Genomic DNA, 24940 nt, shown 5'->3' with positions numbered 1-24940 from the left:
GCCGGCCGAGGACGCTCCGGGAACGGTGGTCGGCGAAGCCGGTTGCCGGGTCGACACCGAGCCCCGCGCCGTCGTTGGTTCGGACGCCGCAACATCGCTCAGGAACGGTTCGGCGCCGTGGCGCGGGGCCTGGTGGCCGCCAGCCTCCTGGCGGCCACCGGTTGTGCCGCGATTCCCATGCCCGAGAACCCCTTCGCTACCGCCCCGCCGTCGGAGCCCGCACCGACGACGCTGAGCGTGCAGACGCTCGGCACTATCCCGCAGCCCTCCGCCACGCAGTTCGTGGAGGGCCTGGACGCGCTGCCCGACGGGAACCTCGTCGAAGCCACCGGCGCAGTCGACGGCCAGCCAAGCCGGCTGATGGTCCTGGCCTCGGCTACCGGCCGCGTGCTGCGGCAGGTCGACGTCAAGGGCGTGTTCGCCGAAGGGCTCGCGGTGGTGCACGGACTCCCCGACAGGCCACCGTCGATTTGGCTGCTGACCTGGCATGACCAGGTTGCCCTGCACTACGGCACCGACCTCGCTCTGCTCGCGACGGTGCCGCTGACCAACCCCACCGGGCAGGGCTGGGGCATCTGCTTCGACGGCCATGAGCTGATCACCAGTGACGGCTCGGCCACCCTGACCCGGCGATCCCCCGCCACCCTCGCGGTGACCGGAGCGTTCACCGTCACCGCGGCCGGCCGACCCACGATCGGGCTCAACGAGCTCGACTGCGCCGACGGCGTGGTGTGGGCCAACCAGTTCCCCACCGGTCCCGGCCTGACCACGCCGCTCAACAGCGGCAACACCCTGTTCGCCATCGACCCCTACACCGGCCGGGCCGGAACAGCAGCGGACCTGGCGGGCCTGCAACGAGCCGAGCACCCCGGCGGCGGCGACCCGGACGCGGTGCCCAACGGCATCGCCATCAATCCCGACGGCACCGCGTGGATCACGGGAAAGGACTGGCGGGACCTCGTGCGGGTCCGCTTAACCGAGAAAATGCCGAAGTCGGTTGGCGCCGGTTATCATCATAGAGGACCGTTCGCTTTACGGACGTTTTATGACGTTTAACTTGCACAACCGACTGCGCATCGTGAGGTGGACGGGGTTGCAACGATTGCTCGCCACTGCGCCTTAGCTCAACACTACGTGCAAGCAACTCTAGGTGAAGCAGTCAGCCCATGCTCGTCTGGGGACCTCGCTGTGTTACACCTAGGCCGGCCACTTTTCAATCAGGCTGGCGACCAGGCTGGCGACGCCATGCGCGCCGTGCACGAGGCGATCCGGCACTACGCGGAACTCGCGTGGAGCGCGACGGCCGCGGGCCGGCTCCGACCCGCGCGGCCCGGCAGCTGGGTCCGTGAGTTGCTGTCCGACGCCATCGGCGAGCGCCCGGAGCGGGTCGAGCACGTCGCCGCCCAGCTCAGCCAGTTCTGGGCGGCCGCGGGCGAGCCCTGGCTTCACCCGGCGCGCATGGCCTACATCCCCGCGACCACGTCGATCCCCGCGCTCGTGGCCGAGGTTCTCGCCGCGACAAGGAACTCCCATGTCTGGCCGAGCAACATCGCGGCGGCGCAGTGGGAGCGCGCGACGACCGACCAGCTCGCGCGCATGCTCGGTCTCGCGCCGGGTCTGACCTGGGCCGGCGGCGGTGCCGGCGTCGTCCTCGGCTCGGCGACCTCGGGCGTTCAGCAGGCGCTGCTGGGCGCGTTGATCCGCACGCGGGGACTGCGATGGCGGCAGGACGGGGTCCGCGGCGACGAACGCGTCTACGTCACCAGCCAGACCCACGGCAGCGTGGCACGAACCGTCCTGGCCGCAGGACTGGGCCAGCAGGGCCTGCGCGTGGTTGTCCACGATCCGGACACGGGAGCGATGAGCGCGACGGAGCTGGCGGCAGCGGTGGCCGAGGACGTCGCGGACGGTCTGTGCCCGGTCATGGTGGTCGCGACCGTGGGCACCACGGCCAGCGCAGCCGTCGACGACCTCGTCGCGCTCGGCGCGATCTGCGCCTCCCGGGGCCTGTGGTTGCACGTGGACGCCGCGTGGTGCGGGGCGTTCGCGGTGCTACCCGAGCACCGCAACCTGTTGGCCGGCAACGCGTTCGCCAGCAGTCTGGTGGTCAGCCCGCACAAGCTGCTGCGCACCGGGCTGGGCTGTTCGGTGCTGTGGACCCGGTGGCCGGACGCGATGGCCGCCGCTATGGCGGTGGACCAGCCCTACCTGGCCAACGGCCAGCCCGGCGAAGGCGTCGATCCGCGCGGGCTGCAACTACCCACCGGCCGGCCGGACCGCGCGCTGGTCCTGGGCATGACGTTGCGCTGCCTCGGCCAAGCAGAGCTGCGCCGTCTGCTGCGCCGCAACCTCGGACTGGCGCAACGGATCGGCATCTGGGCCACAGCCCAACCTCAACTGGAATCCCGCACCCGGCTCGGCCTCGTACTGCTGCGCGTCCGGGACGGGAGCCAGGCGACTCAGGCCTTGTTGGACGCGGTCCACCGCGACGGCCAGGTCCTGCTGTCCTCGGCGACGATCGAGGGCCAGCTGTGGATCCGGATCGCCCCCGGTGGCCACAGCGGCCGGGTCCACGCGCACCTCGTGGTCACCGCGCTGGCCCGGGCTCTCGTGGTCGCGGTGCCGGCTGCCGCGCCGAACCGGGGAGGCCACGTCCTCGACCTGGCGCGGCTCGCCGCCGGCCACCCCCGCAGCAGACCACTACCGACGACAAGGAACCGGCATGAAGGCAGTGCGCACCACCGAGAACTTCTCCGCCACCCGCGACCCCGACGCCGGGCCCGGCCTGAACGGCTTCACCGCGCTGCCGATGACGCCCCAGCGCCGCGAGGACGTGCTGGCCGAGCTCCGCGTGATGATCGCCCGTTCCGGCCCACCAACACCGGCACCGGGAGTCGCATTGGACAACCGGGCCGTGGCGCATTGGTCGGCGCGGACGGTGGACCTGCTCGCCCGGACCGTCGGGCTTCCTGCCGCGTTCACCCGCATGGGCGGCGGGATCGGGTTCGTGTCCAGTTCCGCCACCGAGTTCGCACGATTGGCGTTGGCGGGCGCGTTGACGCGAGCTGGGCGCACGTCAGGACTGGCCGGTACTGAGACGGTGTACCTGGCGGCACGGCCCGAGCAGACGGTGACGGCCGCGGTGCTGGCCGCCGCGCTGGGCGCAGGGGCGTTGCGGTGGGTGGACACGGCGCCGGACACTGGGCGCATGTCGACTGCGGCGTTGCGGCGGGCGATTCGGGAGGACACGGCCAGCGGTCGCCGGCCGGTGATGGTGGCCGCAGTGGTCGGCGACTCCTGCGGGATCGCGGACGATCTCGCAGGGATTGGGTCGGTGGCCCAGGAGGTCGGCGTCTGGTTGCATGTGGACGCCCCGGCCGGGGCGTACGCGATATTGCCCAAGCGCCGGTCTCTGCTGGCCGGCGTGGCGAAGGCGCAGTCGGTGTGCCTGGATCCCGGCGTGCTGGTGGACACCCCGATCCTGTGCGCGGCGGGCTGGACCACTGACCCGGCCGCGGTGCGCGCCCCAGCGCTGATCAACGCGCTCGGCGCACGCCACGAGTTCCTCGGCCTTGGCGCGCCCGAGCGGGCGCTGGGCCTGGCCCTGGCCTTGCACTGCTCTGGTCTGGTCGCGCTGCGGGCGCACCTGCGCGCACAGGTCAACGCCCTGCGGAAAATCCGGGAAACCGTCCGCGCCGATCCACAGTGGACGATGGCGGTCCCGGAGGGGGTCGGGTCGATGGTGGTGCGGGTCAACAGCGGCCAGGGCCGAGCCCACGACGACATCCTGACCCAGCGGGTGATCGACCGCCTGACGGTGGCGGGCCTGCGCACGGTGCGTGGGGCTGAACTCGCGGGCCGCCCGGTCATCGCGGTCGTCCCCCATCGGGCGAACGCATTGTCGGCCACTCAGGTTTGGGGCGAGCTCACCGCGGCGCTGGCTGCCGCCGACACCCGAGATCGGCATACAGGGTCGGAGGTGCTCTATGCATGACCTGGCCGTCGCGCAGTGCCCCACCATGGCCGCCCCGCAGGTTCAGCGCGGTCGGACCGGCGAGCTGGTGCCGATGGATGTGCTGGGGCAGGCCGTGCTGCTGCTGCGGGACCCGGAATTGATGCGGATCAGCACCGCCGCCCGCCGCGCCGAGATCCTCGACATGCTGTGAGTCACAGGGCAGGTAAAGTTGACCACTCGTGAGCTGCGCCGCGCCGTCCAGCTGTCGTGGCGCAACAACGCGCGCTGCCTGGGTCGGTTGTGGTGGCCGGCGATGCAACTGCGCGATCAGACGACGGCGAGCACAGCGGCGGAGGTCGCGACCGCGGCTGAGCAGCACCTGAGGTGGGTCATGCGCAGTGGTTCCCGCCGCGGCCAGCTCGTTCCGGGCGTCACGCTGTTCCCCGCCGACCAACCCGGTCACTAGCCGGGAATCACGATCGTCAACGGGCAGCTCATCCGGTTCGCGGGCTACCGCGAGAGCGAGAGCCGGGTGCTCGGCGACCCGCACAACGAGGACCTGACCACGCTGCTGATCAAGGCGGGCTGGACTCCGCCCGCCCACGCGGCCGGGCCCGTTCGACGTCCTGCCGCTGGGCATCCGGACCGCCCGCGACGGGCTGATGTTGCACGAGCTGCCTGCCGACGCCGTGCCACTGGTCGAGCTGGAGCACCCGCGCCACGCATGGTTCGCTGGCCTTCGACTTCGGTGGCATGCCGTGCCGGCGATCTCGAACATGAGGATCGATTTGTGTGGGCGGCGGTGGTCTACGATCTTCAGCGGTTCTCTCGCCAATCAGCAGATGTCTCACGGGCGAGGTCCGCCGTCTCCAAGAGCACGTCGTCGAGCATGGCCCACCTGGTAGGAATCGCGTGTTCCCCGGAAGCGATGTCCGTGCCATGTGGAGAGTTGTGGAACTGTTCGTGACAAAGCCTCGTGTTCTTCGCGAGGTGACCGAAGTACCCGGCATCAGCCCGGCCGACCTAGCCGCGCTGCTGAGCGCCCGGCGACCCCATGACCGGCAACCGATCCTGCTGGACGAGCAGATGCGGCCCGTCGAACCCATCTCGACCTGGTTCCGGATACTCGCGCTCGCCAGCCGGGACGCCAAGACGATGCTCGACTATGCCTACATCGGCCGTCGGCTGCTGCTGTTCCTCAATCACCGCGGCGATGGACCGGCTGCTGGCTGGCAAACCCGAGCGAACCGACGGTCGGCTGATCAAGGACAACCTGTGGAAGGAGGCACAGGTCAGCCGGGCCACGATGAATCGCGCCCCCGGCGTGCTAACCGAGTGGGACAGGCGAACCGCCGCGACCGGGTCTCGTACGCCGGGTGAGGTCCGTAGTGATCAGGAACTGGCCGAGCTGCGCCGGAAGAACCAGCTGGCTGACTGAACCCGCCGCCCAGGGGCGCATTGGCAGCACCTAGTACGGCAACCGGTGCGCCCAGTGATCAGGTCATGACCGCTGGACGATCACCTCCTGATCACTGGGCGCACCGGTTGCCGTACTAGTGTGAGCAGGCTGCACGCGACCAGCATCCGGGTCAGCTGAGCGGTCCTGGCCACGCCGCGGTAGTTGAGCACGGCCAGGCCCAGCACGGCCACCACGGCGACGACCCGCTGCGCCCAGGAGGGTCCGGACACAGCGTGCGAGACGAAGGTGAGCGCCATCGCCGCGCACGACGCGGACTTGTCGACCACGAACCCCCAACCGGCGGTGGACCCCCACCACTCGCCGAGCCGCTCCTGACCGTAGATGTACGTGCCGCCCGAGGTCGGGTGGGCCGCCGCCGGCTGCGCCGACGCGGTGGCGTTGCAGTACGCGACGAGCGCCGCGACGGCCAGGCCGATCAACAGCCCGGCCCCGATCATCGAGCCCAGCCCGATGACCACCGTTTCGTCCGAATCGCGCGCTGGACGGCGTCGAGTCACCGGTAACACTGGGACGTAGAATGCCGACACCCTGGCGGCAGAGGAGTGCGATGAGCGATCACGGTCCGATGGACGACACTGATCCCACTTCTCTGCAAAACATTCTCAATGGCCGGGCCGACCAGGTCGTTCAATCCGGCGAAATCCACGGTGGCGTGCACGTCTGGAGCGGTGCGGGCCCGCGATGGCTGGCTCTGGTCGCCGTGCTCGCCGTTGCAGGGCTGGTGAGCGTTGTCATCATCGCCTGGCCCCGCGCATCGCCGACCGCCGCGTCGCCGGCTCCAGCTGACCTGCGGGTGTCGGCGGATCTGTCGTACAACGACCAACCGCCCTGGGGATACGTCAGCGCCTCCCCCACCTTCCCCGGCCCCACCTTGATCACCAAGGTCGAGAACACCAACATCTCCATGGATGACTCAGTGGCGGCGGCGCTGCGGCACACCGACGCCGCCAAGCTGAAGACGCAGACCATCCGCCTGCATCTGGAAGGCCCACGAGATCACCCGGTGCGGATCACCGACATCAAGCCGGTCGTCGTCAGCAGGAAGCCGCCGCTGTCCGGCAGCCTTGTCTGGGCAAAACCGCAGGGCGGCGAGGAATCCACCGAGGCGGCGGTGTATCTGGACGACCAGTTTCCCATCCTGCAGGCCACGAAGCCCGTAGCCGACGGGTTTGTGCCCGCAGGTCCGCTGTTTCCGGCCAAGACCATCAACCTCAACCCCGGGGAAACGTCCGAGGTGGTGGTGACGGCCCTCGCCGACAAGGGCAGCTACGAGTACAAGTTCGCCGTGGTCTACGAATCCGGAGACACACTGAGCACGCAAGTCGTGGACAACAACGGTCAGCCGTTCCGGGTGTCCGGTTTGAACTGCGGCCCCACCCGACTGGCCTCCTATGGCGCGGCCTACCTGTACGAAGGCAAGCTCGGCCTGACTCCAGCCGACGACCCACAGCATCTGGCCGGGATGTGCTGATGCGCGCCGCAGCGTCCACCAGCCTCCGCCGCGCCACCATCGGCGTCATCGTGCTGGCCGTGCTCATGGTTGGACTGGCCGTCATCATTCGGGAAACCGGCGGGCCGGCCACACCGCAGGGCGCTCCCCCGCAATCCGCTGCGCCAGGTTCGACCGGTCAGTCACCGACCGGGCCGGCGACCCCGCCGTGCGGCACCGTGGCACCAGCGGACGCCAGCGGTTCTCCGTTACCCGCGCCCGTGCTCGGCGAAGTGACCACGGTGCACAAAGCCGCCTGCCAGCACGACTTCTCCACACTTGCCAGCCAGTTCGACGCTGGGCCGCACGGACAGTCCATCGCCGAACTGCGCGAGCGCGACGGCGCCGAACTCGCCATTCTGGCGCAGACCCTCGAAACCCCCGCCCGAGCCGACCAGGGCGGTTGGGTGTACTGCCACCCGCACGGGGCCGTGGCGATCTTCGCGCGAGGCACCAACACCCACCCGGGCACGTGGAGCTTCTTCTCTGTGGCCGGCAACGACCCCGGGTCGAGCTGCTCACACTAGTACCCCAGCCGCAGGCAGACGACGATCGAAGCCACTACGCTGCGCGGTTGTGCGCGAAGCCTTCCACGGAGACCTCACCCAGCTCGGCTAGCAACTGGCCGGCATGAGCACGGCGGCTGCGGCCGCGATGCGCGACGCCACCCGGGCGCTGCTGTCGGCCGACCTCGGCCTAGCCGAGCAGGTGATCACCGGCGACACCCACCTGGACGCCCTCCGCGCCGCGTGCGAGGAGCAGACGTACGCGCTGCTGGCGTTGCAGGCCCCGATCGCCCGGGACCTCGGATCGTGCTGGCCGCGACCTACTGCGCGGAAAAGGTCGAGCGCATGGGCGACCTGGCCGCGCATATCGCCGACGCCGCCCGGTTCGATCACCACGGACACACGGTGCCGACCGAGCTGGAGCCGACGTTCGCCGACCTCGGGCAGGTCACCGCGAGCATGGCCGACCGGCTTGCTGAGCTGATCACGGCGCCGGCGGCCGGGGCGTTCGCCGAGCTGGAGAACACCGACTGCCACGTCGACCAGCTGCACGCCGGCCTGCTGGCGACGACCCTCGACCTCGCGTCCCCGGCGCGACAGTGGCTGGTCCTGCCGCAGAAAGAGACGACCGATCACTACGAATCGCCCTTTAGCGTTACCGCAAGTGTGATCACACCACTACTCGGCAGCCCAGCGCCGTAGTCGTAAAGCGGGTGAAACGAGGTGGGTGTCAGCTGCTTGAGCACCTGAGCCTGCCAGCGCGCACGTTCCGCGCCGGCCGGCCCCAGCGCGCGCAGGCGCACCCGGAACCGTCGCCAGTGCACGTCCGCTGCGCCCATCAGCTCGGCTGCCCGGACGTACCGGCCTGAGGCGGCGGCGAGCCAGCTCAGCAGCTCCAACGACCAGCCCAATCCGCGCCAGTCACGCATGTCAGCAAAGCGGGTCGCCGCCGTGGCGATCTGCTGCGCGGCGCCGTCTCGATCCGCCCACCGGTCGACCAGACCGGATAGCCACGCTGCCCAGCACAGCAGTCGGTCATCGTCGAGGTGTGCGGCAAGCTCCCGGCATTCGGCGGCGGCCCGTGCTGTCGTTCGCTCATCCCCCCGAAGGTGCGCTTCGAACGCGCAGTACACGGCGCACAAAGCGGCGTCCGCGAGCGCTCCGACCGCGACGAAGTCGCCCAGTGCTGCGTGCAACAGGTCGCCCGAGCGCTGGTCATCCATCGCTAGCCAGCGGTAGGTGCCCTCCGCCAACGTGACTACCGCGGTCTGCCCCTTGCTGAGCCTGGGCAGGATCGGCGCGATCTCGGCGCGACATCGTTCGCGCAGGGCGTCCGCACGGCCGTCGCCCTGCAACACGGCGATCCACAGCCGCGTGCCCAGGGCAGTTGCCCGTGTCGCGTCCGGCGCGCGACTGAGGTCGAGGTCCAAGTGCAGGTCGCCGACGGCGTCGCCACCGGACAAGCTTGCCAGGTGTAGGTCGGCGATGAAGGGGTGCTCGAGAAGGCACCGCGATTCAGATTGACGGCGATCGGCAGCTGGGGCCGCATTCGGCCACCATGCTCCCGACGATGTGGTGTCCCTCTCGTGTTCCCCAGACACACGTCTACGGTATTCGGGCAATCCAGCAATTCAATGAGTATGCGCTACCTATCTTTCGCCGATGACCGGTTTAGGTAGGGGTCGGCGCGGCACGGGCGAACGAGCTACACCCCTCGCCCCCGTGGTGTCGCCCGGATTTGCGGGGTTCACCACCAAAACGCTGAGACCTCCATCTGTTTAGCCTAAGGTGAGGGCTGTGACCAGCGCCGACTCGGTGGACCCGCCCAGGGTGGGTGGGTTGCCGGCGTCGTTGACGACGTTCATCGGCCGGGAGCGGGAGCTGGCCGAGGCGGGCGCGTTGTTGGCGGATCCGGCGGCCCGGTTGATCACGTTGCACGGGCCGGCGGGCTCGGGCAAGACCCGGTTGGCTGAGGAACTCGCCCGCCGCGTCCGAGACCGGTTCGGCCAAGGGCTGGCGCTGATCGATCTGACCCAACTCGAACACCGGGAACGGCTGGCGCGGTTCATCGGCGAATCCCTGCCGCGTCCGCTGCACGACCAGTCCGCCGAGCCTGGTCTGCGAGGGCTGATCCGGCATCTCGCGGATCTCGCGCACGACCAGGCGCTGCTGCTGGTGCTCGACAACTGTGAGCACCTGGTCCACCCGATCGCTGAGTTGGTCGTGGCCGTACTGCGCGCCGTGGACAACATCACCATCATCGCCACCAGCCAGGAGCTGCTCGGTGTCCCGGGCGAGCGCAAGATGGCGGTGCCGCCGCTCGCCGTCGCGCCCGCTCGCGGCGACATCGCCAGCGACGACCCGGTGCCGTTGACGGACGCCGACGGCGGCGAGTGGGAGGCGGTCCAGTTGCTGGCCGACCGGATCCGCGACATCCAGCCCGACTTCGTCGTGACCGACGCCAATCGGGCCGGCCTGGTCCGGCTGTGCCGCGCCGTCGACGGACTCCCACTCGCCATCGAACTCGCCGCCCGCTGGCTGCGCGTGCTGTCCGCCGAACAACTGCTGGAACGGCTCGACCTACTCGATCAGACTCCGGGCACGGGAGTGGGCCGTCGCGACACCCACCGGTCGCTGGAGGCGATGGTCGAGGCGACCTGGAGCCTGTGCACGCCGGCGCAGCGCGCGCTGTGGGCCCGGTTGTGGGTGTTCGTTGGACCGTTCGACCTGGAGGCCGCTCAAGCCGTCGGCGCGTGCGAACAGGTGCCCGCCATGGACGTGGTGACCGTGCTGGAGGAACTGGACGTCCGGTCCATCATCGTCGCGGTGCCGGGTGAGACTCCGAGGTTTCGCCTGCTGGAGACCTTCCGGCGCGAAGGGCGCCGCAGGGCGGCGTACGAGAACGGCTTGGTCGACGCGGTGCGGCGCGGGCACGCGCTGCACTACCACCAGGGCATCACCCGCACGGCGGAGTGGTACTACACGGCCCGCGAAGAGGAAGGCATGCGATGGTTCGGCACGCACATGCCGAACATCCGCGCCGCGCTGTCGGCATGCTGCGAGATGCCCGGGCTGGAGCACGTCGGTCTGACCATGGCCATCGGCCTCGGCGGCTACCTGGCGTGGTGGTTCCACGGCAGCTTGAACGAAGGTCTGGTCTGGCTGGCACGTACCTGCGCGGTGAATCCGAACCCGAGTCCCGCTCGGGCCACGGCGCTGGCCCAGCAGGGTTTCTATGCCAGCTGTCAGGGCGACCACGACCAAGCGAAGCTGCTACTCGATCAGGCACGTCTGGTCCTGGCCGAATGCGACCCATTCGACCCGGCAACGACCTACGCCGCCGCTGCGCTTGCCGGGATCGATGGCGCCCACCGGTGGCTGAGCGGCAACCCCGACAGCGTCGAGTTGCTGCTGCGTGCCGCCGACGCGATGGACGCGCTCGGCCAGCGCGGCCGCCGCTACTTCATGCGCAACCTCGCCATCTTCGCCGGCGCGACTTACTCGTCGGACGCCGAGCAGATGCTCACGCTCGCCGACTGGCTGCTTGCCGACTCTGCCGAGGCCGGCTATCCCGCCTGGAACCACAGTTGGGCGCTGGCCACCGCCGGACTGACCCAGCTCCGTCACGGCGACCCGGTACTGGCCGTCAATCTTCTGCGTGACGGGCTGCGCCAGCAACTTGACCTCGGGGACCAATGGGGCCCTGGCCTGGTCGCGATGGAGCTGGCCGAAGCCCTGGCCGTGCTCGGCAAGCACGACGTCGCCGCCACGATGCTCAACGCGGCGCTAGTGCTGGTGGAGCGCTCCGGCATGGGTCTATCGAGCATGATCCCGCTTGCCCGCGGCGCCGAGCGCGCCGGTGAGATGGTGCGCAGGGCTCTCGGCGAGGACGCGCTTGCACGGCCAACCCGCGGCGGGCGCGCCGAGGCCGAGGGCACACTCGCCGAACTCGTCAATCAGCGCCTACTCGCAGAGAGACCCGACACCGCAGCGGCCCCGACCACGCCGGCCCTGACGAAGCGCGAGCTCGACGTCGCCGCTCTAGTCGCCCAGGGCCTGACCTATAGGCAAATCGGCGAACGGCTGGTCATCTCACGTCGCACAGCGGAGAACCACGCTGCGAATGCCATGAGCAAGATCGAGGCCAACGACCGCGAGCAGCTCGCCGCGTGGTTCCGGCAGCACCACGGCGAATCCTGACCAGCCGTAATCCGGCGAGTGTCACGCCGTGACCATCGCGGCGATCTTGACCGGCTCGGCGACTCGGGCCCAACTGACCGCGATGACCGCGGCGATGACAGTACCGACGGCACTCATGGCGCCGATGGCGAACGCCGCGCTCCCCAGTCCCTGGGCGAGAACGCCGCCCACCGCGACGCCGGCACCCTGGGCGGCAGTGATCGCCGAGCGCGCGAATCCCGCAGCCTGGCCACGAACGCTGTTCGGAACAAGCCGGTTGAACGTCGGGCTGGCGGTGATCATGTAGCTCGAGCACATCGCCGACCCCGTGACCAGCAGCATCGCCACCCACAGTGGCGGATGCACCAGGTACGGCACCAGCAGCAGGTTGGTGGCCACGACCAGCGCGCCGAACACCTTCAAGCGGGTCTCCATCGATAGGCGGCGCAGAACAAGCCCACCAAGTACGAACCCGACCGGGTCGGCGGCCATCACGACGCCCACCATGGCGGTCGGCGCGTGGGACTCGGCAACCCACGGCGCGGCCAGACCTTCCGGCACCACTGTGGACAACCCCGCCAGGCACGCTGCGCCCAGCAGCACCGGCAGGCGAGAATCCTTCGCGAGCACCGCCCAGCCGCCCAGCACCTTCCAGGGAGACGGCCGCCCGCCGGCGGTTGCGCTGTCGGAAGAGTGTGGGGCCGGCCGCGCCGCGACGCCAGCGCGAAGCAGGACGGCCGAGACGCCGAACGTCACTGCGTTGACCAGCAGCGCGGTCTGCGGTCCGATCGCCACCACGATCAGCCCTCCGGCACCGAACCCGATCAACCCGGCGACCTGCGCGCTGAGCTGGCGGAGCTCATCGCCGGCGGGGTACGCGCGGCCGGTGAGGACCTCGTTCACTGAGGCACTCTGCGCGCCGTCGAACGGGGCTTTGAGCAGTTGGGCAGCGACCACCAGCGAGGCGAGGGCAGGAAGGGACAAACCGGGCCAGGCCATCGCGGCCACTAGCACCATGCGTGTGAGGTCACAGGCGATCATCACCGTGCGGCGCGGAAAGCGGTCGGCCAGCCGTGCGAGCACCAGTCCGCCGATGATGTTGGGCAGCATGGTCAAGGCGTAGGTGAGCGCGGTCAATGCCGCCGAGCCGGTGCGCCCGAAGACCAGCAGCGCCAAGGCTATCCGGGCAATCTGGTCTCCCAGCACGGATTGCACCCCCGCGAGCCAGATCGCCATGAACTCCCGGGACTTCAGCGCGGTGCGCAAGTCCGACGACGTCCCTGCCACCCAGTGCCTCCCCAGCGTGGTCATCCCGCGACGCACCGTACAACGGTGGCGGAGTTGGGGCGGCAACTTCAGGAAAGTCGAGGTGGTGGAGCGCCGTTGCACCACCACCTCGAAGTGGCGTCTACGCAGGCAGCGGCATTCCCATGGCCGGTGTCGCCACGGCGAGCGGCGCAGAGCTGGCCGTCGGGACGGTCACCATGTCGTCGGTGAAGGCGCAGACCGCGTTTCGTACGCGTTTGGCCTGGTAGAGGGCGGCGTCTGCCTGCGACCCGGCGTGTTCGATCAGCTCCAGCGCCGCCTGATCCGCTCGCGCCTGGTCAGTGTCGCTCGCGTCGAGCGCCGCCCGTAGCGCGGCGAGGTCGAGGTGGGCGGCGCCGATGGACGCTGATATCGCGCGCGAGGCCTTGATCGTCTGGTCGAAGGCTGGCACCCCATCGGCGGCCCACCGGACGGGCTGGTTCCCGCGGCCGGCGAGCACGACCGGCTGACCGTTGTGGTCGGTGGCGTGTACACGGACCTCGGCCAGGGCAGCGCGGATGCGCTCGGCGGCGACCACGCCAGCGGTGAGGTCACCGGGTGCGGCGACGACGATTTCCTCGCCGCCGAGCCGGGCGATCACGGCGTGATCGTGGGCGCGCACGACGCCACGCACGGTCGCGGCGGCCTTAATGAGCACCTTGTCGCCAGTCGGGTGGCCCCAGAGATCGTTGATCGTCTTGAAGTGGTCCAGATCGAGTTGAAGCACGAACAGCTGGATGCCGATGTCCGCACAATGCCGGCCGAGTGCGACTGCGCTGGCGGCCCATCCCTTGCGGTTGAGGAGCTGCGTCAGTGGGTCGGTGCAGGCGTTGCGGTGTTCGGTGCTGGCCCGGTCGAGGGCCTTGTCACGTTCGGCGATGGCCGATTGGACGGCGGCCTGGTGTTCGGCAAGTAGTCGTTCCTGGCTGGTAGCGCGCTGCCCCGCGCGATCGAGTGCGATGGTGGCCGCGGTGACCGGTCCGGCGACCACGAGCGGCGCCCACCACCAGCCCGCCGCGCCGACCACGACGCCCAGCAGCAGCATCGCGGCCTCCAAAGCGTTGTCCGTCGGAGTGCCGAGTGTCTCTTTCCAGGGCATGCGCGGGTTGCTGGTCATCCGGATGACGTTGCCGATCAGTAGTGCCTGGATCGCGCCGTGGACGCCGGCCGCACCAACGAGGATGCCGAGCTCCGTCAGCTGGGCGATGCCGTCGCCCCGTGTCGTGGTAACCATCTGCGCAATCACGTGAGCGGCCAGCGCGGACAGCAGGATCGACGCGGTTCCGAATGCCACCTGGTGCGGTGGCCGGCGACGCATGCAGGCTGTCGCGACCCGCATGGCCACGATCATCCCGATCAGCAACGGCGCCGGCAGCACGACCACCGACGCGAACGTGAAGACTGACCGCAAGTCGATGTGCGGGCCCGTGCCTGCCGTGGCGTCACGACGGCGTTCCTCATGCCGCCATGCGATCACGTTGTGGACGGTCACCGCCGACGCTAGTCCCGCAGCCCACCACCATGAGGCGGCCGTTACCGGCGGCGAATACACGACCGACCAGACGCCGCTTGTGACAGCGGTCACACATACACAGAGTATCCAGGCCACGACCAGCGGAGGTCGTTTCCAGAGATGCCACGCGGCCAGCGCACGCCACAACCTGGTATGGCCCTGGTGACGACCACAGGAGATCCTGACCGCAGCGCGTCGGGACGCGGTGCGCACAACGGTCGAAGCGCGAGGCTGATTCGGTCTCGCGCGGACATCTCCGAGAGGGGACACGCTGGAGGCCAACGTGCTTGTCCCCTCCTCCGCCCACGGTACGTCAAGGAGGAGGTGATCAGTGTGGACATCAACCGCGACCGGGACTGGTGATTCTATTATCTCCGGATTCAGGGTCTCCGGGTTGTGCATTGAGGTACCCCCGTACCAGCCGTAGCGCCCAGCGTGTCGGCGTATGACCTGGGAGGCCTGCATCTCGTTACGGCGCGGCGACGGGCCAACGTCGCCGCGCCTTCCGCAATCCCCCAGATCGCTTGCCGGCGCAGATGTTCTGCATGGCCACACTAGACATTATTTCCAGGCTAGCCGATCCCGGTTCTTAAAAAGCACCGAGATGGAGTAATCCAACTCGGCGCGGTGACATTGCGTTTCTTGACAAGAGCTCCCGGCTATGACTCGAAGGTCGGCGAAAGCCGCCTCCGCCGAGGGCAATATGGTCCCTACCAGCGGTTATGTCTGATCAAGTCAGCGGCGACAGGCGTCGTCAAACGGCCCATCGGGCCGACACCCTGCGTGATCGAGCGTTCGACCGGGATGACTCGGGCTTGGTTCTAAGTAGATTCGACGTTGACCCCTGAGTATCTACTTACGTCGGCGAGGGCGATGAGTTTAAGTAGGTTTCGCCGCCAATTCTGAGTGCCACTTTCGGGTATCAACCGGGGGGCTCCATATTTCTATGGATGCCATTCGGGTGACGATCGGCTCGCCCATTAGCGAGAGAGTGTGTCGCTCCGTCATCGGCCGCCGCGCTCCCCTTGGCCTTTGTGGCCGCACGCAGGAGCAGGTGAGTACCTGCCAGAGCGCTACCAGATCACCGGCAGCGCTCGGACACCGCGGACTAGGCGGTCCGTCCGCCATTCGATCTGCTCGGGTTCGACAGCAAGGCGTAGCTGCGGGAAGCGCGTGACCAGCGACGCGAGGGTGGTGCGGAGTTCGAGGCGAGCTAGTTGCGCGCCAAGGCAGTGGTGTGCGCCGTGGCCGAAGATGACGTGCGGATTCGGGCTGCGGTCCAGGACGAGGCTGTCCGGGTCGGCGAAGACTTCGGGATCGCGGTTGGCGGCGCAGACCTGGACCAGCACAGCGTCGCCGGCGGCGATGTGCTGGCCGCCGAGTTCGATGTCGGTCCGCGCGATCCGGGCGAAGTCAGCGGCTGCGGACATGGGGATGTAGCGCAGCAGCTCCTCGACGGCGCCGGGGATCATGGAGGGCCCGCCGGCGACCAAAGTCTCCCAGCGATCAGGTTCGGCCAGCAGGACAAAGGCCATGTTGCCGATCTGGTTGGCGGTGGTTTCGTGGCCGCTGATCAACAGGGTCACGCCCAGGCGGACCAACTCCTCCTCGGACAGCTTGTCGCCATGATCGCGCGCGGACACCAGAGCCGACAGAAGATCGTCCGTCGGGCGGCTCCGCCGTTCAGCGATAAGGTCGGACAGGTAGGTGTTGAGGTTGTCCCTGGCAGTGACCGGGTCGACGGAGCCGTCTTCCCCGAGCGCGAGTGTGGCCTCCGTCCAGGCCCGGAACGTCTCGTGGTCGTCGCCAGGGACGCCCAGCAACTCGCAGATCACGCTCGCGGGAAGCGGCCAGGCCAGACCCTCGGCCAGGTCTGCCGGCGGGCCCGCGCTGATCATCGTGTCGAGCAGGCCGTCGACCAGGGTTTGGATGCGGCTTCGCATCTGCTCGATGCGTCGTGTGGTGAAGGCCTGCGCCACGAGTTTGCGCAGCCGAGTATGCCTGGGCGGATCCATGCTGAGAATCTGGTCCGGTGAATCCATCGGAGGGCGCGAGCGTGGGGTGTCCCGGCCAGCCGCTTCCGCGCGAGAGAAGCGTTGATCGCCGAGCACAACCTTCGTGTCGTGGTAGTCGGTTACCAGCCATGCTTCGCCCCCGTAGGGCATCGTGACTCGCACCGGGCCGGCGCCGCGTAGGCGGCGGTAGCCGGGGTGCTGATCGAGCCCTGTTGCCGGTCCGAACGGATAGCGCGGTGCCTCGCCGGTCATGTGGGTCCCCCTCGTCCTTCGCCGGGTCCATGCCAGCCATGGGTGACCGGCCACTACAGCAGACCGGAGGACGTCCCGGACTTCAATCCGCCGGCTGAATCGGCACCGAAAGTACCGGGACCCTGACCGTCCGTTTGTCCTCGCCGATCGGGTGGTGTTCGCTGTCCTGTGTGGCAGACACGCGATCATCGAAGGCCGAGGCAGCATCGGCGCTGCCGGCTGCGCGGTCGCCGCTGGTCGGTCGCGCGGATCTGATCAACGCGGTGATCGCGGACCTGGCCGCTGCCGTGTTAGTGACGCTCGACGGCGTCGGGGGCGTCGGGAAGACCTCGGTGGCCCTGGCCGTCGCGCGGGAGATGGCTGCGGCCATGTCCGTGACGGTGGTCGAGCTGAAACCGCATCGGGATCCCGACCTGGTCGCTGCCGCTGTCGCCACGACGTTGGGGCTGCACGACAACGACGAGCGGACCATCCTCTCGACGCTGGTCGAGTGGCTGCGCACCAAGCGGATGTTGTTGGTCCTGGACAACTGCGAGCACCTCATCGACGGCGTCGCAGCCTTCGTCGACGCGATCTTGGACGGCGCGCCCGGCGTCCGAATTCTGGCGACCTCGCGTGAAGCACTCCGAGTGGAGGGCGAACGCATCAGGCCGGTTCCGCCGCTGCCGGTCCCGCCGGAAGGGCAGCACCAGTCAGCTCGACATGTACGCGACCTGGCCTATGACTCAGTCCAGCTGCTCGTCACGCGCGCCGCAGATGTCGGTCTGCTGGACTTCGGCGACACCGCCGATCCTGAACTGGTCTCGCTACTCGTTCGGCGACTGGGCGGCATCCCATTGGCGATCGTGCTCGCCGCCGGACGGCTCCGCGGCATGGGCCTGCGGGACATGCTCGAGTCGTCCCGCGGCCTACTAGCAGTCCTGGACCGCAGCGGCCGTGACTCCACGGACGGCCACCAGACCCTGCGGGATTGCATCGCCTGGAGCGAGAGCCTATGCAGCCCCGCCGGCCGGGACCTCTGGATGCGGCTGTCGGTGTTCGCGGGCGACTTCGACATCCAGGCGGCGGAGGCAGTCTGCGCCGATCGAGACTCTAACGGACTGATCGGCGCCGAATCCATCGTGGATGTCCTGGATTCGTTGGTATGGGCATCGGTAGTCACTCGCGAGCAGACGGTCGATGGCCAAGCCCGCTACCGGCTCTTGGATCCAATCCGAGACTACGGCCTGACCCTTCTGCAAACCTCAACTCCGGACGGCGACACCCAGTGGCACGAGCGCCATGCTGAGTTCTTCTGTCGGGTCGCGACCGAGGTGGCGGCGAAGCGGTTCTCACCATGCGATTCCCTGGTAGTGGACACCGTGCGGCACCACATGCCCGACTTTCGGGTGGCGGTGACATGGTGTCTGAGCCATATCCACCTCACGGATATGGCGATTTCCTTGCTTGCCGCCCTGAGTCAAGCGACCACATGGTTCACTGCGGCCTCCGTCGCAGAAGGGCAGCGTTATTTGATACGAGCACTCGGAATGCCCGATGCGCGACCGAGCATTCAACGAATGGTCGTTTTCACGCACACAGTGTGGCACGCGATGTTGCAGAACGATCCTGCCGCCGAGGACTGGGCGAATCGGTGCCAACACGCCGCGAAAGAAACAGCGGAATCTGAACCGCGCCACGCGGTAACCGCTCACGCATTGGCCGATTTTGCTGAGGGTGTGCACCTTCTCTTCGGCAAGGAAGATGCACGTGCGATCGACGTGCTCGGCAACGCGGTCGCCGCCTTGCGTTCGGGCGAAATGCCCACCTATTTTCATCTGAGCACCTTGTATCTTGCCCAAGCAGGGATGAAATTCGACGATCTTGCTGTGGCGGACAGGGCCAGCCAGGAATGTCTCGTGCATGCCGAGGCTCACGCGGCGGGGCACTCGCTGAGCTGGGCCAGGTGGGTACGCGGCCTCGTCGAACTGGAGATCGGGGAGGCCGCGAAGGCTCGCGAGCGCTTCGAACAGGCCCTCCGGGTGCAGCGAGATCTGGGCACCTACTGGGGGACCGAGTTCATGGTTGAGACCCTTGCACGATGCGCGGCGGTGGCACGTGAACATCTACGCGCGGCGCAATTGCTCGGCGCAGCATCCAAGCTGAGCACGGTGGCTGGGGCAGACAACTCGGGGCCATCTTTCCCTGCCCCGCATACGACCACTGAGAATCTTATTCGCGAACATCTCGGTGCAGAACAGTATCGCAGCGCCTACCACGCCGGCGCGTCACTGACGTTCGACGACGCCGTTGCATTGGCCTTGGGAGAACAGTCAACCTCTGTGTTGTCAGACAGGCAATTTGAGGTCGCACGGCTTGTCGCGCAGGGGTTGACGAACGAGGCTATCGCAAAGGAGTTGCATATAGCTGAGTCTACTGTTCACACCCATGTTCGCGATGTTCTAAGAAAGCTGAAAGTTTCCAACCGTGCAGGCATCGCGGCCTGGTTTACTCGGTATGCGGCCAACCCGTAGGCCGGGCGCTGAGCGCGTCTACTTCCGTCCAGTCCGCGTCTCGGCGAGCATGGCGACACCGTGCGACATCAACCTCTCACCTATCGTGATGTCCGACCATACGGCGGAGTATATGGTCCGCGATTCACCCGCCCGCTGGCCGAACATCAGGTGCTTGATCAGAAGAACCAGCCGGAGGGAGCCAGCCATCAGCTCTGGCCGGCAACAATCCTCGTTCAGCTTCGAAGGTAGGGGAATCAACCCGGCTGGCGTTCCCAGGAGTTCGAACATCCGTGCAGTCCACTTCGTACATCGACAGGCCTGGCGCACCGTTGGCCCGCCATCCCCGGGTGGCGCCGGCCGGCGCGAGTCGAGGTCGGTCACCGTCGCCTCGTCATCGGCTGCATACCGCCCAGACGCGGCTCGCCGCGTGCCGCAGGTCCGCCGAGTAGTGCTCGTCCCAGTCGTCGAAGTCGTTCCCGAGCTCGTGGATCAGCGCGTCGTGCTGGGGGTGCCCGGCAGCGTGCCCGCAGTGACCACGCCGATCCCGACGTCTCAGTACGACGCCCTGCATGACCGCGTCGTCCGGGTCGGCTGGCGGTGTGGGCAGCAGCATCGCGCGTGTGCGCAGAACCGGGGGCACCGCGCGGCGCACCAGCAGGTCGCCGTCGCGCTCGACCGCGCCCCGCGGAGCGCGGGGCAGCAGTCGGCGTTCCCGCTCGGTCAGGTCGTCTACCGCGACCGGGACACCGGCCGGCAGGCCCATCATGGCCTCCAGCACGGCCCGGTCAGTCCGTCCGATGCACGTCGGGCATCGGACGGCGGACATCCCACTCCAGCAGCGCGTGTCCACTCTTGCGGTAGTAGTCCCGTTTTTCGGCTTTGCGCTGTTCGTAGTCCTCACGGCCGAGGACGCCCCAGACTTCGACGTAGGTGGGCGGATCGGTGTCGATCAACACGAAGTCCGGCAGCGTCGCCATGAGGTCCGGGTCGTAACGCAAGGGCTTGATGAACACGCGGCCGGCGCTGATCAACGCGTCCGCCATCGTCAGCTCGTAGCTGGAGTCGACGGGGATGTAGGCGAAGTTGGTGGGCATCACGGCCATGTCGTCAACGCGAAGGTATCCCTTCGGGCTTCTGCTGATCACGCACAGCGCGATGCGTCGTCCGGAGTTCCGGCTGTGCTCGTCGGTGAAGGCGACGCGGTAGGAGTTCTGGACCCGTTCGATCAGTTCGGGGCTGGCGTAGGCGGCGTCGGGCAAGTGTGCGAACTGGACCCGCATGCTGAAGCGGGCAGGGACGATGTCGCGGAGCTCGCCGAGCACCAGCGCGTGGCGGCGCACGGGGCCGACGGTGTCGAGTTGCCGCAGGAACGCCTGCCAGGCTGCGCGGTTGCCGGCGGTTTCGTCAGGGCGTTCCTTGCGATAGGGCGGGATGACGTGCAGCACCTCGGGCAGCGGGAAGCCCTTGGTCGAGCACTGCGCGACCTGGTCAACAAGCGCCGGTTGGCAGTCCCGCCAGCGGCGGCGCGTGATGGACGAGTGCACCGCTAGCTCGGGTTCCCAGAGGAAGTGCACCAAGCCGAGCAGGCCCAGCCCACGCTGGGACACGGCCTGCTCGCCGAGAGCATGAAGATGCGCCGGGGTCCGGTCGGCCGGGTCAGTGCGGGTGGTCAAGGGGACAGCGAGTCGCAGGCGGATGCCGTCGTTGGTGTTGTCGATCGCGCCGTCGCGTTCGTAGCCGGCCCGACCGGACAACTCGGGGTCGGCGCGGTACCACAGGCAGCTCGGGGCGTGGTTGTGCCCGTCGTTGGGCCATCCGGCAAGGTGCAGGCGGCCGACGCGGCGGCGAATCACCAGCCGCAGCGGCCGGCCGGGCCGGCAGAGGCATTCGGCGTGGCCGACCTCGGCGCGAGCGGCGGCAAGCAGGTGCGCGTACCGCTCGGGATAGGTTCGCAGTGCTGCCGCCGGCAGGACGCGACCAGCCACACGGACGGTCGTCGCGGATTCGTAGCCTGGTACGTCAGATTCTGCCGGCGGCATCGGGTCTCCGCCCTCCCTGTGCTGTTACTGGAAGCCAGTGTCCTCGGTGTCAAGACGTTTGAGCACGCCTCGCATTCGCGGGAGCACTGTGGCTCCGCCAGATCTTTCGATGTGCGCCAGGAGCCGATCGAGCAGTTCGAGTACTTCCGGCGAGCTGATCTCGGCCACCCTCAGCAGCACGGAGCGTTTCGCGGAATCTGGCCCGTTGTGGACTAGAGCACGCGCGACCGCCGCCTCGTCGGGTGACAGCCTGTGGTCGAGCGGGCTCACCGAGCAAGGCAGCATCCACCACAGCGGGTCGGTGTCGAACGCCAGCGCGAGCGGCACCAGGACATCGGTCGAAGGTGTGCGGATGCCCTTGCGGAGTCGTCCGATGGTGGTGATGTCGAGTCCGGAGCGTTCGGCGATCAGGGTGTTGCTGAACCGGTTCTCACGTGGTCTCGTGCCGCGCCGATCGTCGGGTTCCGTGGGCGGCGGCGGACTGTTGCTTCCTCTGTCCTTTTCGGCGGCGCGGTCGATGGGCACCTCGGCGAACAGCTGGTTGAACTTGGTTTGCCAGCGCGTCGGGTCGGTGAGGTCGGCATAGGTGTCGGGTGTGACGGGCACGGAACGCATCACTCCAGGTGGGACGGGGTGGCGGGTCGTGTCCAACCTACCCATCCGCCTCTCGTCAACGCTACGCCGTTGGAGTGAAAACTTGCCACTCGGCTAGTTAGACTCTGAGTGATCGGGTAGATCTTTCATCACACGTAAATGCAGGTAGATCCACCTACAAGCAACTACAGTGAGTCAAATCTGGGGGAGTGCAGGCGCGGACCGACGCGGTCCTGCCTGCGAGGTGCTCAGGGCGAGTGAGACCCAGGGAGCGCCACCACCAAAGGCCGGCCGCTGCGGATGTGCGACTGGACGCGCCCCCCAGGTGTCGTCGTACAGGATCCCGCGCGGCCGCACTGGTCCCGCCCGTGGTCGCCCCGCGGGTCACGGGTACGGCGCCACGGGCGGGACCAGTCGCAGCGCCGAGGGGGAAGACGAGTTCTTCCCGCCAGCTCTCATGATCAATTGCGGGCCGGCGGACCGCGCGGCTTGAGGGCGCACGCCAAGGGGCACAACGACGGAGCCGAGGATGGTATGCCAGCCCAAGATGACAGCAGGTACGCCGAGTACACCTCACATCATGCCAGCTGGGCGGACTCAGCCAAGAACTCGGTGCGGGTAGCCGTGGTGGGCGTCGGCAACTGCGCGGCGTCGCTGGTGCAGGGGGTGCACTACTACCGGGACGCCGAGCCGGGGACGCGGGTGCCCGGCCTGATGCACGTCCAGTTCGGCGAGTACCACGTGCGGGACGTGGAGTTCGTCGCCGCGTTCGACGTGGACGCCAAGAAGGTCGGCCTCGACCTGTCCGAGGCCATCCTGACCAGCGAGAACAACACCATCAAGATCGCCGACGTGCCGCCGCTCGGGGTGCCCGTGCAGCGTGGGCACACCCTCGACGGACTCGGCCGGTACTACCGGGAGACGATCGAGGAGTCCGACGAGGACCCGGTCGACGTGGTCAAGGCGCTGCGGGACGCCCAGGTCGACGTGCTGGTCTCCTACCTCCCGGTCGGCTCCGAGGAGGCGGACCGCTTCTACGCCCAGTGCGCCATCGACGCTCACGTCGCCTTCGTCAACGCGCTGCCGGTGTTCATCGCCTCCGACCCGGCCTGGGCCGCCAAGTTCGCCGAGGCCGGCGTGCCGATCGTCGGCGACGACATCAAGTCTCAGGTCGGGGCGACCATCACGCACCGCGTGCTGGCCAAGCTGTTCGAGGACCGGGGCGTGCTGCTGGACCGGACCATGCAGCTCAACGTCGGCGGCAACATGGACTTCAAGAACATGCTGGAGCGCGACCGGCTGGAGTCGAAGAAGATCTCCAAGACGCAGTCCGTGACCTCGCAGGTCGACCGTGACCTCGGGGCCCGCAACGTGCACATCGGCCCGTCCGACTACGTGCAGTGGCTCGACGACCGCAAGTGGGCCTACGTCCGGCTGGAGGGCCGCGCCTTCGGCGACGTGCCGCTGAACCTGGAGTACAAGCTGGAGGTCTGGGACTCCCCCAACTCCGCCGGCATCATCATCGACGCCGTCCGCGCCGCCAAGATCGCCCTGGATCGCGGCATCGGCGGACCGATCCTGTCCGCCTCCTCCTACTTCATGAAGTCGCCGCCGGAGCAGTACTCCGACTCGGTGGCCCACGAGGCCGTGGAGAAGTTCATCCGCGGCGAACTGGAGCGCTGACAGACCCTGTAACGAGGAAAGGTGCGATCTGTGGGCCCGATACTCGGACTTCTTGCCGGCCTTCTCACCACGGGCGCGTGGCTTCCCCAGGTGCTGAAGACTCTCCGGACACGGGAAACTGGTGACTTCGCGTGGGCTTATCTTCTCACATTCGGCAGCGGGCTCGTCTGCTGGAACATCTACGGCGTGATACAGGGCGACTTACCGCTAATCCTGGCCAATGCCGTGTCCTTGCTCCTGTTGGCCGCGATCATCGCCGTCAAGTTCAGACACGACAACTGGCGTTGGCGCGGAAAGAATAGCGTCACCAAACACAGTGAAATCTCGCGGCACCGCGAGGCGAGGCAATCAGCTCATTCAGTCCACCGCTAGGGCGTGACTGAGCGTAGGCGGAGTCAATCGCCAGTGTCGAGGGGGAAGGATTTACTATGCCAGCACCAGGGCGCCAGGTCGGCATCGTGCTCTGCATCGTCGTCGGGGCCGCCACGATCGCGGCCTGCAACGGTCCGCCGCCAGCGCTGACACCAGCTCGGCCGCCAGCCACCACGGTGACCCTGCCGCCTCCCGATCGCCAGGGGCCGATGATCACGGTCGACGGGGAGGCGATTTGGCTCACCAACCATCCCGGTTGCGGCGAATTGGTGCTGGGCTCCCCGACGGATCCCGCGCATCGCCAGCGGCTACGCCTGAGCGAGCCGATCTTCGAGCAGTTCATGCGCCAGGCACTGACCGGGGACACCCCGGCTACCGAGCGGGTCCGCCTGGTCGGCTACATCGCGGAAGCTGCGACATCACCATGCAGCCGTGAGCGCGCTTTCGTCATCCAGCAGGTCACGTCCGCGTTCGGCCAATAGTTAATCTCGACACTCAACTCCGGCCACATGCCCGGCCGGCGATTTCGCGCGCCGAAAAACCGACCGAATAAGCGGCGACCGAAAGCCGTTCGGAAGATTTGCAGGATGCATTGACGGATCATGTCGCGTCAGTGCAGGGTGTTGCCGACGTCGTCGAACATGCGACTCAACCGGCTAGGACTGTCGTCGGCGATCAAAAGAACAAGCGAGCGCACGCTTCGGCGGCCTGCACGCTCCGAGATTGTGCGCGCGAGGTCCAACTACCAGGGAAATACGCGAGCGCAGGCAGCTCGCTTCGGGTGTCGTTCACGGAAACTCAAATACGGGGGCTTTCATGTCATTTCGACCATCTCGTGCTGCCGTAGTAGCGGCCGGGTGTGTGGCGCTGGCCGGCGCGATGGCGACGACCGCGGCGGCTCAGGTCAGCGACGGCACCGCGCGTGCGGTCATCGCCGGCTCCACGCCGGCCTGGGCAACGATCTCCAGCCAGGTGGGCGACGCCAACGGCGCGGCCGTGCGGCACGTGCAGTTGGCGTTAGGGCTGCGCGACGAGGCCGGCGCGGAGTCGCTGGCCACGGCGG

General features: G+C 68.1%; 21 protein-coding genes and 4 pseudogenes. 17 read left to right on the top strand and 8 right to left on the bottom strand.

Annotated elements, in window-relative coordinates:
- The first annotated feature begins 117 nt into the window (after positions 1–117).
- The 7 genes and pseudogenes from KUTG_RS51940 (at position 118) to KUTG_RS60260 (ending at position 5335) form a co-directional block, all read left to right on the top strand.
- Positions 118–1056 (top strand): glutaminyl-peptide cyclotransferase, encoded by a 939-nt coding sequence (locus KUTG_RS51940; protein WP_052396463.1) that lies wholly within the window; start codon positions 118–120, stop codon positions 1054–1056.
- A 189-nt stretch (positions 1057–1245) separates the two neighbouring features.
- Positions 1246–3096, top strand: coding sequence for a pyridoxal phosphate-dependent decarboxylase family protein (locus KUTG_RS55130; protein WP_052396462.1), 1851 nt, complete (start codon positions 1246–1248; stop codon positions 3094–3096).
- Positions 2987–3994, top strand: coding sequence for a pyridoxal-dependent decarboxylase (locus KUTG_RS55125; RefSeq protein ID WP_232241394.1), 1008 nt, complete (start codon positions 2987–2989; stop codon positions 3992–3994). Before KUTG_RS55130 ends, KUTG_RS55125 begins: the two co-directional genes overlap by 110 nt.
- Positions 3987–4166, top strand: a complete 180-nt coding sequence (locus KUTG_RS55120) for a hypothetical protein (protein ID WP_052396460.1) — start codon at positions 3987–3989, stop codon at positions 4164–4166. Before KUTG_RS55125 ends, KUTG_RS55120 begins: the two co-directional genes overlap by 8 nt.
- Before the next feature lie 15 nt (positions 4167–4181).
- A pseudogene (locus tag KUTG_RS66935) lies at positions 4182–4541 on the top strand (nitric oxide synthase oxygenase); the annotation flags it as partial.
- A gap of 34 nt (positions 4542–4575) precedes the next feature.
- A pseudogene (locus KUTG_RS66930) lies at positions 4576–4860 on the top strand (nitric oxide synthase oxygenase); the annotation flags it as partial.
- Positions 4861–4906: 46 nt separating this feature from the next.
- Positions 4907–5335, top strand: a complete 429-nt coding sequence (locus KUTG_RS60260; RefSeq protein ID WP_157495441.1) for a hypothetical protein — start codon at positions 4907–4909, stop codon at positions 5333–5335.
- Positions 5336–5473: 138 nt separating this feature from the next.
- On the opposite strand, the gene KUTG_RS51915 is transcribed toward KUTG_RS60260, so the two are convergent.
- Entirely contained in the window at positions 5474–5893 is a 420-nt protein-coding gene (locus KUTG_RS51915; protein ID WP_052396456.1) for an amino acid permease, read from the bottom strand.
- A gap of 89 nt (positions 5894–5982) precedes the next feature.
- Here KUTG_RS51915 and KUTG_RS51910 point away from each other — a divergent pair, with 89 nt between their 5' ends.
- The 4 genes and pseudogenes from KUTG_RS51910 to KUTG_RS64995 all read left to right on the top strand — a co-directional run bounded on the left by KUTG_RS51910 (position 5983) and on the right by KUTG_RS64995 (position 8132).
- Entirely contained in the window at positions 5983–6906 is a 924-nt protein-coding gene (locus KUTG_RS51910) for a hypothetical protein (RefSeq protein ID WP_157495440.1), read from the top strand.
- Positions 6906–7451, top strand: a complete 546-nt coding sequence (locus tag KUTG_RS51905) for an RAD23 family protein (RefSeq protein ID WP_157495439.1) — start codon at positions 6906–6908, stop codon at positions 7449–7451. Before KUTG_RS51910 ends, KUTG_RS51905 begins: the two co-directional genes overlap by 1 nt.
- Positions 7452–7554: 103 nt before the next feature.
- Positions 7555–7671: pseudogene (locus tag KUTG_RS66925) on the top strand (phosphate transport system regulatory protein PhoU); the annotation flags it as partial.
- 65 nt (positions 7672–7736) lie between these two features.
- On the top strand, positions 7737–8132 hold the full coding sequence (locus KUTG_RS64995; RefSeq protein WP_232241393.1) for a phosphate signaling complex PhoU family protein: 396 nt from the start codon (positions 7737–7739) through the stop codon (positions 8130–8132).
- Here the strand turns inward: KUTG_RS64995 and KUTG_RS51895 are convergent.
- The gene (locus tag KUTG_RS51895) at positions 8066–8893 is read right to left on the bottom strand and encodes a hypothetical protein (protein ID WP_043727575.1); all 828 of its coding nucleotides are present in this window, start codon (positions 8891–8893) and stop codon (positions 8066–8068) included. The two genes, KUTG_RS64995 and KUTG_RS51895, sit on opposite strands and share 67 nt — an antisense overlap.
- Positions 8894–9227: 334 nt before the next feature.
- Here KUTG_RS51895 and KUTG_RS55095 point away from each other — a divergent pair, with 334 nt between their 5' ends.
- Positions 9228–11630: a LuxR C-terminal-related transcriptional regulator gene (locus tag KUTG_RS55095; protein WP_198047675.1), complete on the top strand. Its 2403-nt coding sequence runs from the start codon at positions 9228–9230 to the stop codon at positions 11628–11630.
- Positions 11631–11651: 21 nt separating this feature from the next.
- Here the strand turns inward: KUTG_RS55095 and KUTG_RS51885 are convergent, their stop codons facing one another.
- From KUTG_RS51885 to KUTG_RS51875, 3 genes are all read right to left on the bottom strand, one after another.
- Positions 11652–12920 carry an MFS transporter gene (locus KUTG_RS51885; protein ID WP_063753674.1) on the bottom strand — a complete coding sequence of 423 codons (1269 nt, stop codon included), beginning with the start codon at positions 12918–12920 and terminating at the stop codon, positions 11652–11654.
- Between the two features lie 97 nt (positions 12921–13017).
- Positions 13018–14391 carry a GGDEF domain-containing protein gene (locus KUTG_RS51880; RefSeq protein WP_198047674.1) on the bottom strand — a complete coding sequence of 458 codons (1374 nt, stop codon included), beginning with the start codon at positions 14389–14391 and terminating at the stop codon, positions 13018–13020.
- 1109 nt (positions 14392–15500) lie between these two features.
- A complete protein-coding gene (locus KUTG_RS51875; RefSeq protein WP_043727573.1) occupies positions 15501–16694 on the bottom strand; it encodes a cytochrome P450 in 1194 nt (397 codons plus the stop codon).
- A 170-nt stretch (positions 16695–16864) separates the two neighbouring features.
- On the opposite strand from KUTG_RS51875, the gene KUTG_RS51870 reads away from it, so the two are divergent.
- Positions 16865–19207, top strand: a complete 2343-nt coding sequence (locus tag KUTG_RS51870) for an ATP-binding protein (protein ID WP_157495438.1) — start codon at positions 16865–16867, stop codon at positions 19205–19207.
- Positions 19208–19580: 373 nt separating this feature from the next.
- On the opposite strand, the gene KUTG_RS51865 is transcribed toward KUTG_RS51870, so the two are convergent.
- The 3 genes from KUTG_RS51865 to KUTG_RS51855 all read right to left on the bottom strand — a co-directional run bounded on the left by KUTG_RS51865 (position 19581) and on the right by KUTG_RS51855 (position 21843).
- The gene (locus KUTG_RS51865) at positions 19581–19967 is read right to left on the bottom strand and encodes a hypothetical protein (RefSeq protein ID WP_043727571.1); all 387 of its coding nucleotides are present in this window, start codon (positions 19965–19967) and stop codon (positions 19581–19583) included.
- A gap of 7 nt (positions 19968–19974) precedes the next feature.
- Entirely contained in the window at positions 19975–21174 is a 1200-nt protein-coding gene (locus KUTG_RS51860) for a DUF1173 family protein (protein ID WP_043727570.1), read from the bottom strand.
- 78 nt (positions 21175–21252) lie between these two features.
- Positions 21253–21843: a helix-turn-helix domain-containing protein gene (locus KUTG_RS51855; protein ID WP_043727569.1), complete on the bottom strand. Its 591-nt coding sequence runs from the start codon at positions 21841–21843 to the stop codon at positions 21253–21255.
- Between the two features lie 513 nt (positions 21844–22356).
- Between KUTG_RS51855 and KUTG_RS51850 the strand changes: the two genes are divergently transcribed.
- The 4 genes and pseudogenes from KUTG_RS51850 to KUTG_RS62790 form a co-directional block, all read left to right on the top strand.
- Positions 22357–23505, top strand: coding sequence for an inositol-3-phosphate synthase (locus KUTG_RS51850; protein WP_084581719.1), 1149 nt, complete (start codon positions 22357–22359; stop codon positions 23503–23505).
- A 30-nt stretch (positions 23506–23535) separates the two neighbouring features.
- Positions 23536–23877, top strand: a complete 342-nt coding sequence (locus KUTG_RS57705) for a SemiSWEET family sugar transporter (protein ID WP_084580855.1) — start codon at positions 23536–23538, stop codon at positions 23875–23877.
- Positions 23878–23933: 56 nt separating this feature from the next.
- Positions 23934–24359 (top strand): hypothetical protein, encoded by a 426-nt coding sequence (locus tag KUTG_RS60250; protein WP_157495436.1) that lies wholly within the window; start codon positions 23934–23936, stop codon positions 24357–24359.
- Positions 24360–24738: 379 nt separating this feature from the next.
- A pseudogene (locus KUTG_RS62790) lies at positions 24739–24940 on the top strand (hypothetical protein); the annotation flags it as partial.

Origin of the sequence: Kutzneria sp. 744 (assembly GCF_000568255.1) — a bacterium.
GTDB lineage: Bacteria > Actinomycetota > Actinomycetes > Mycobacteriales > Pseudonocardiaceae > Kutzneria.
The sequence above is the reverse complement of the archived record's forward strand: the minus strand, read 5'-3'. Positions and strand labels throughout refer to the sequence as shown.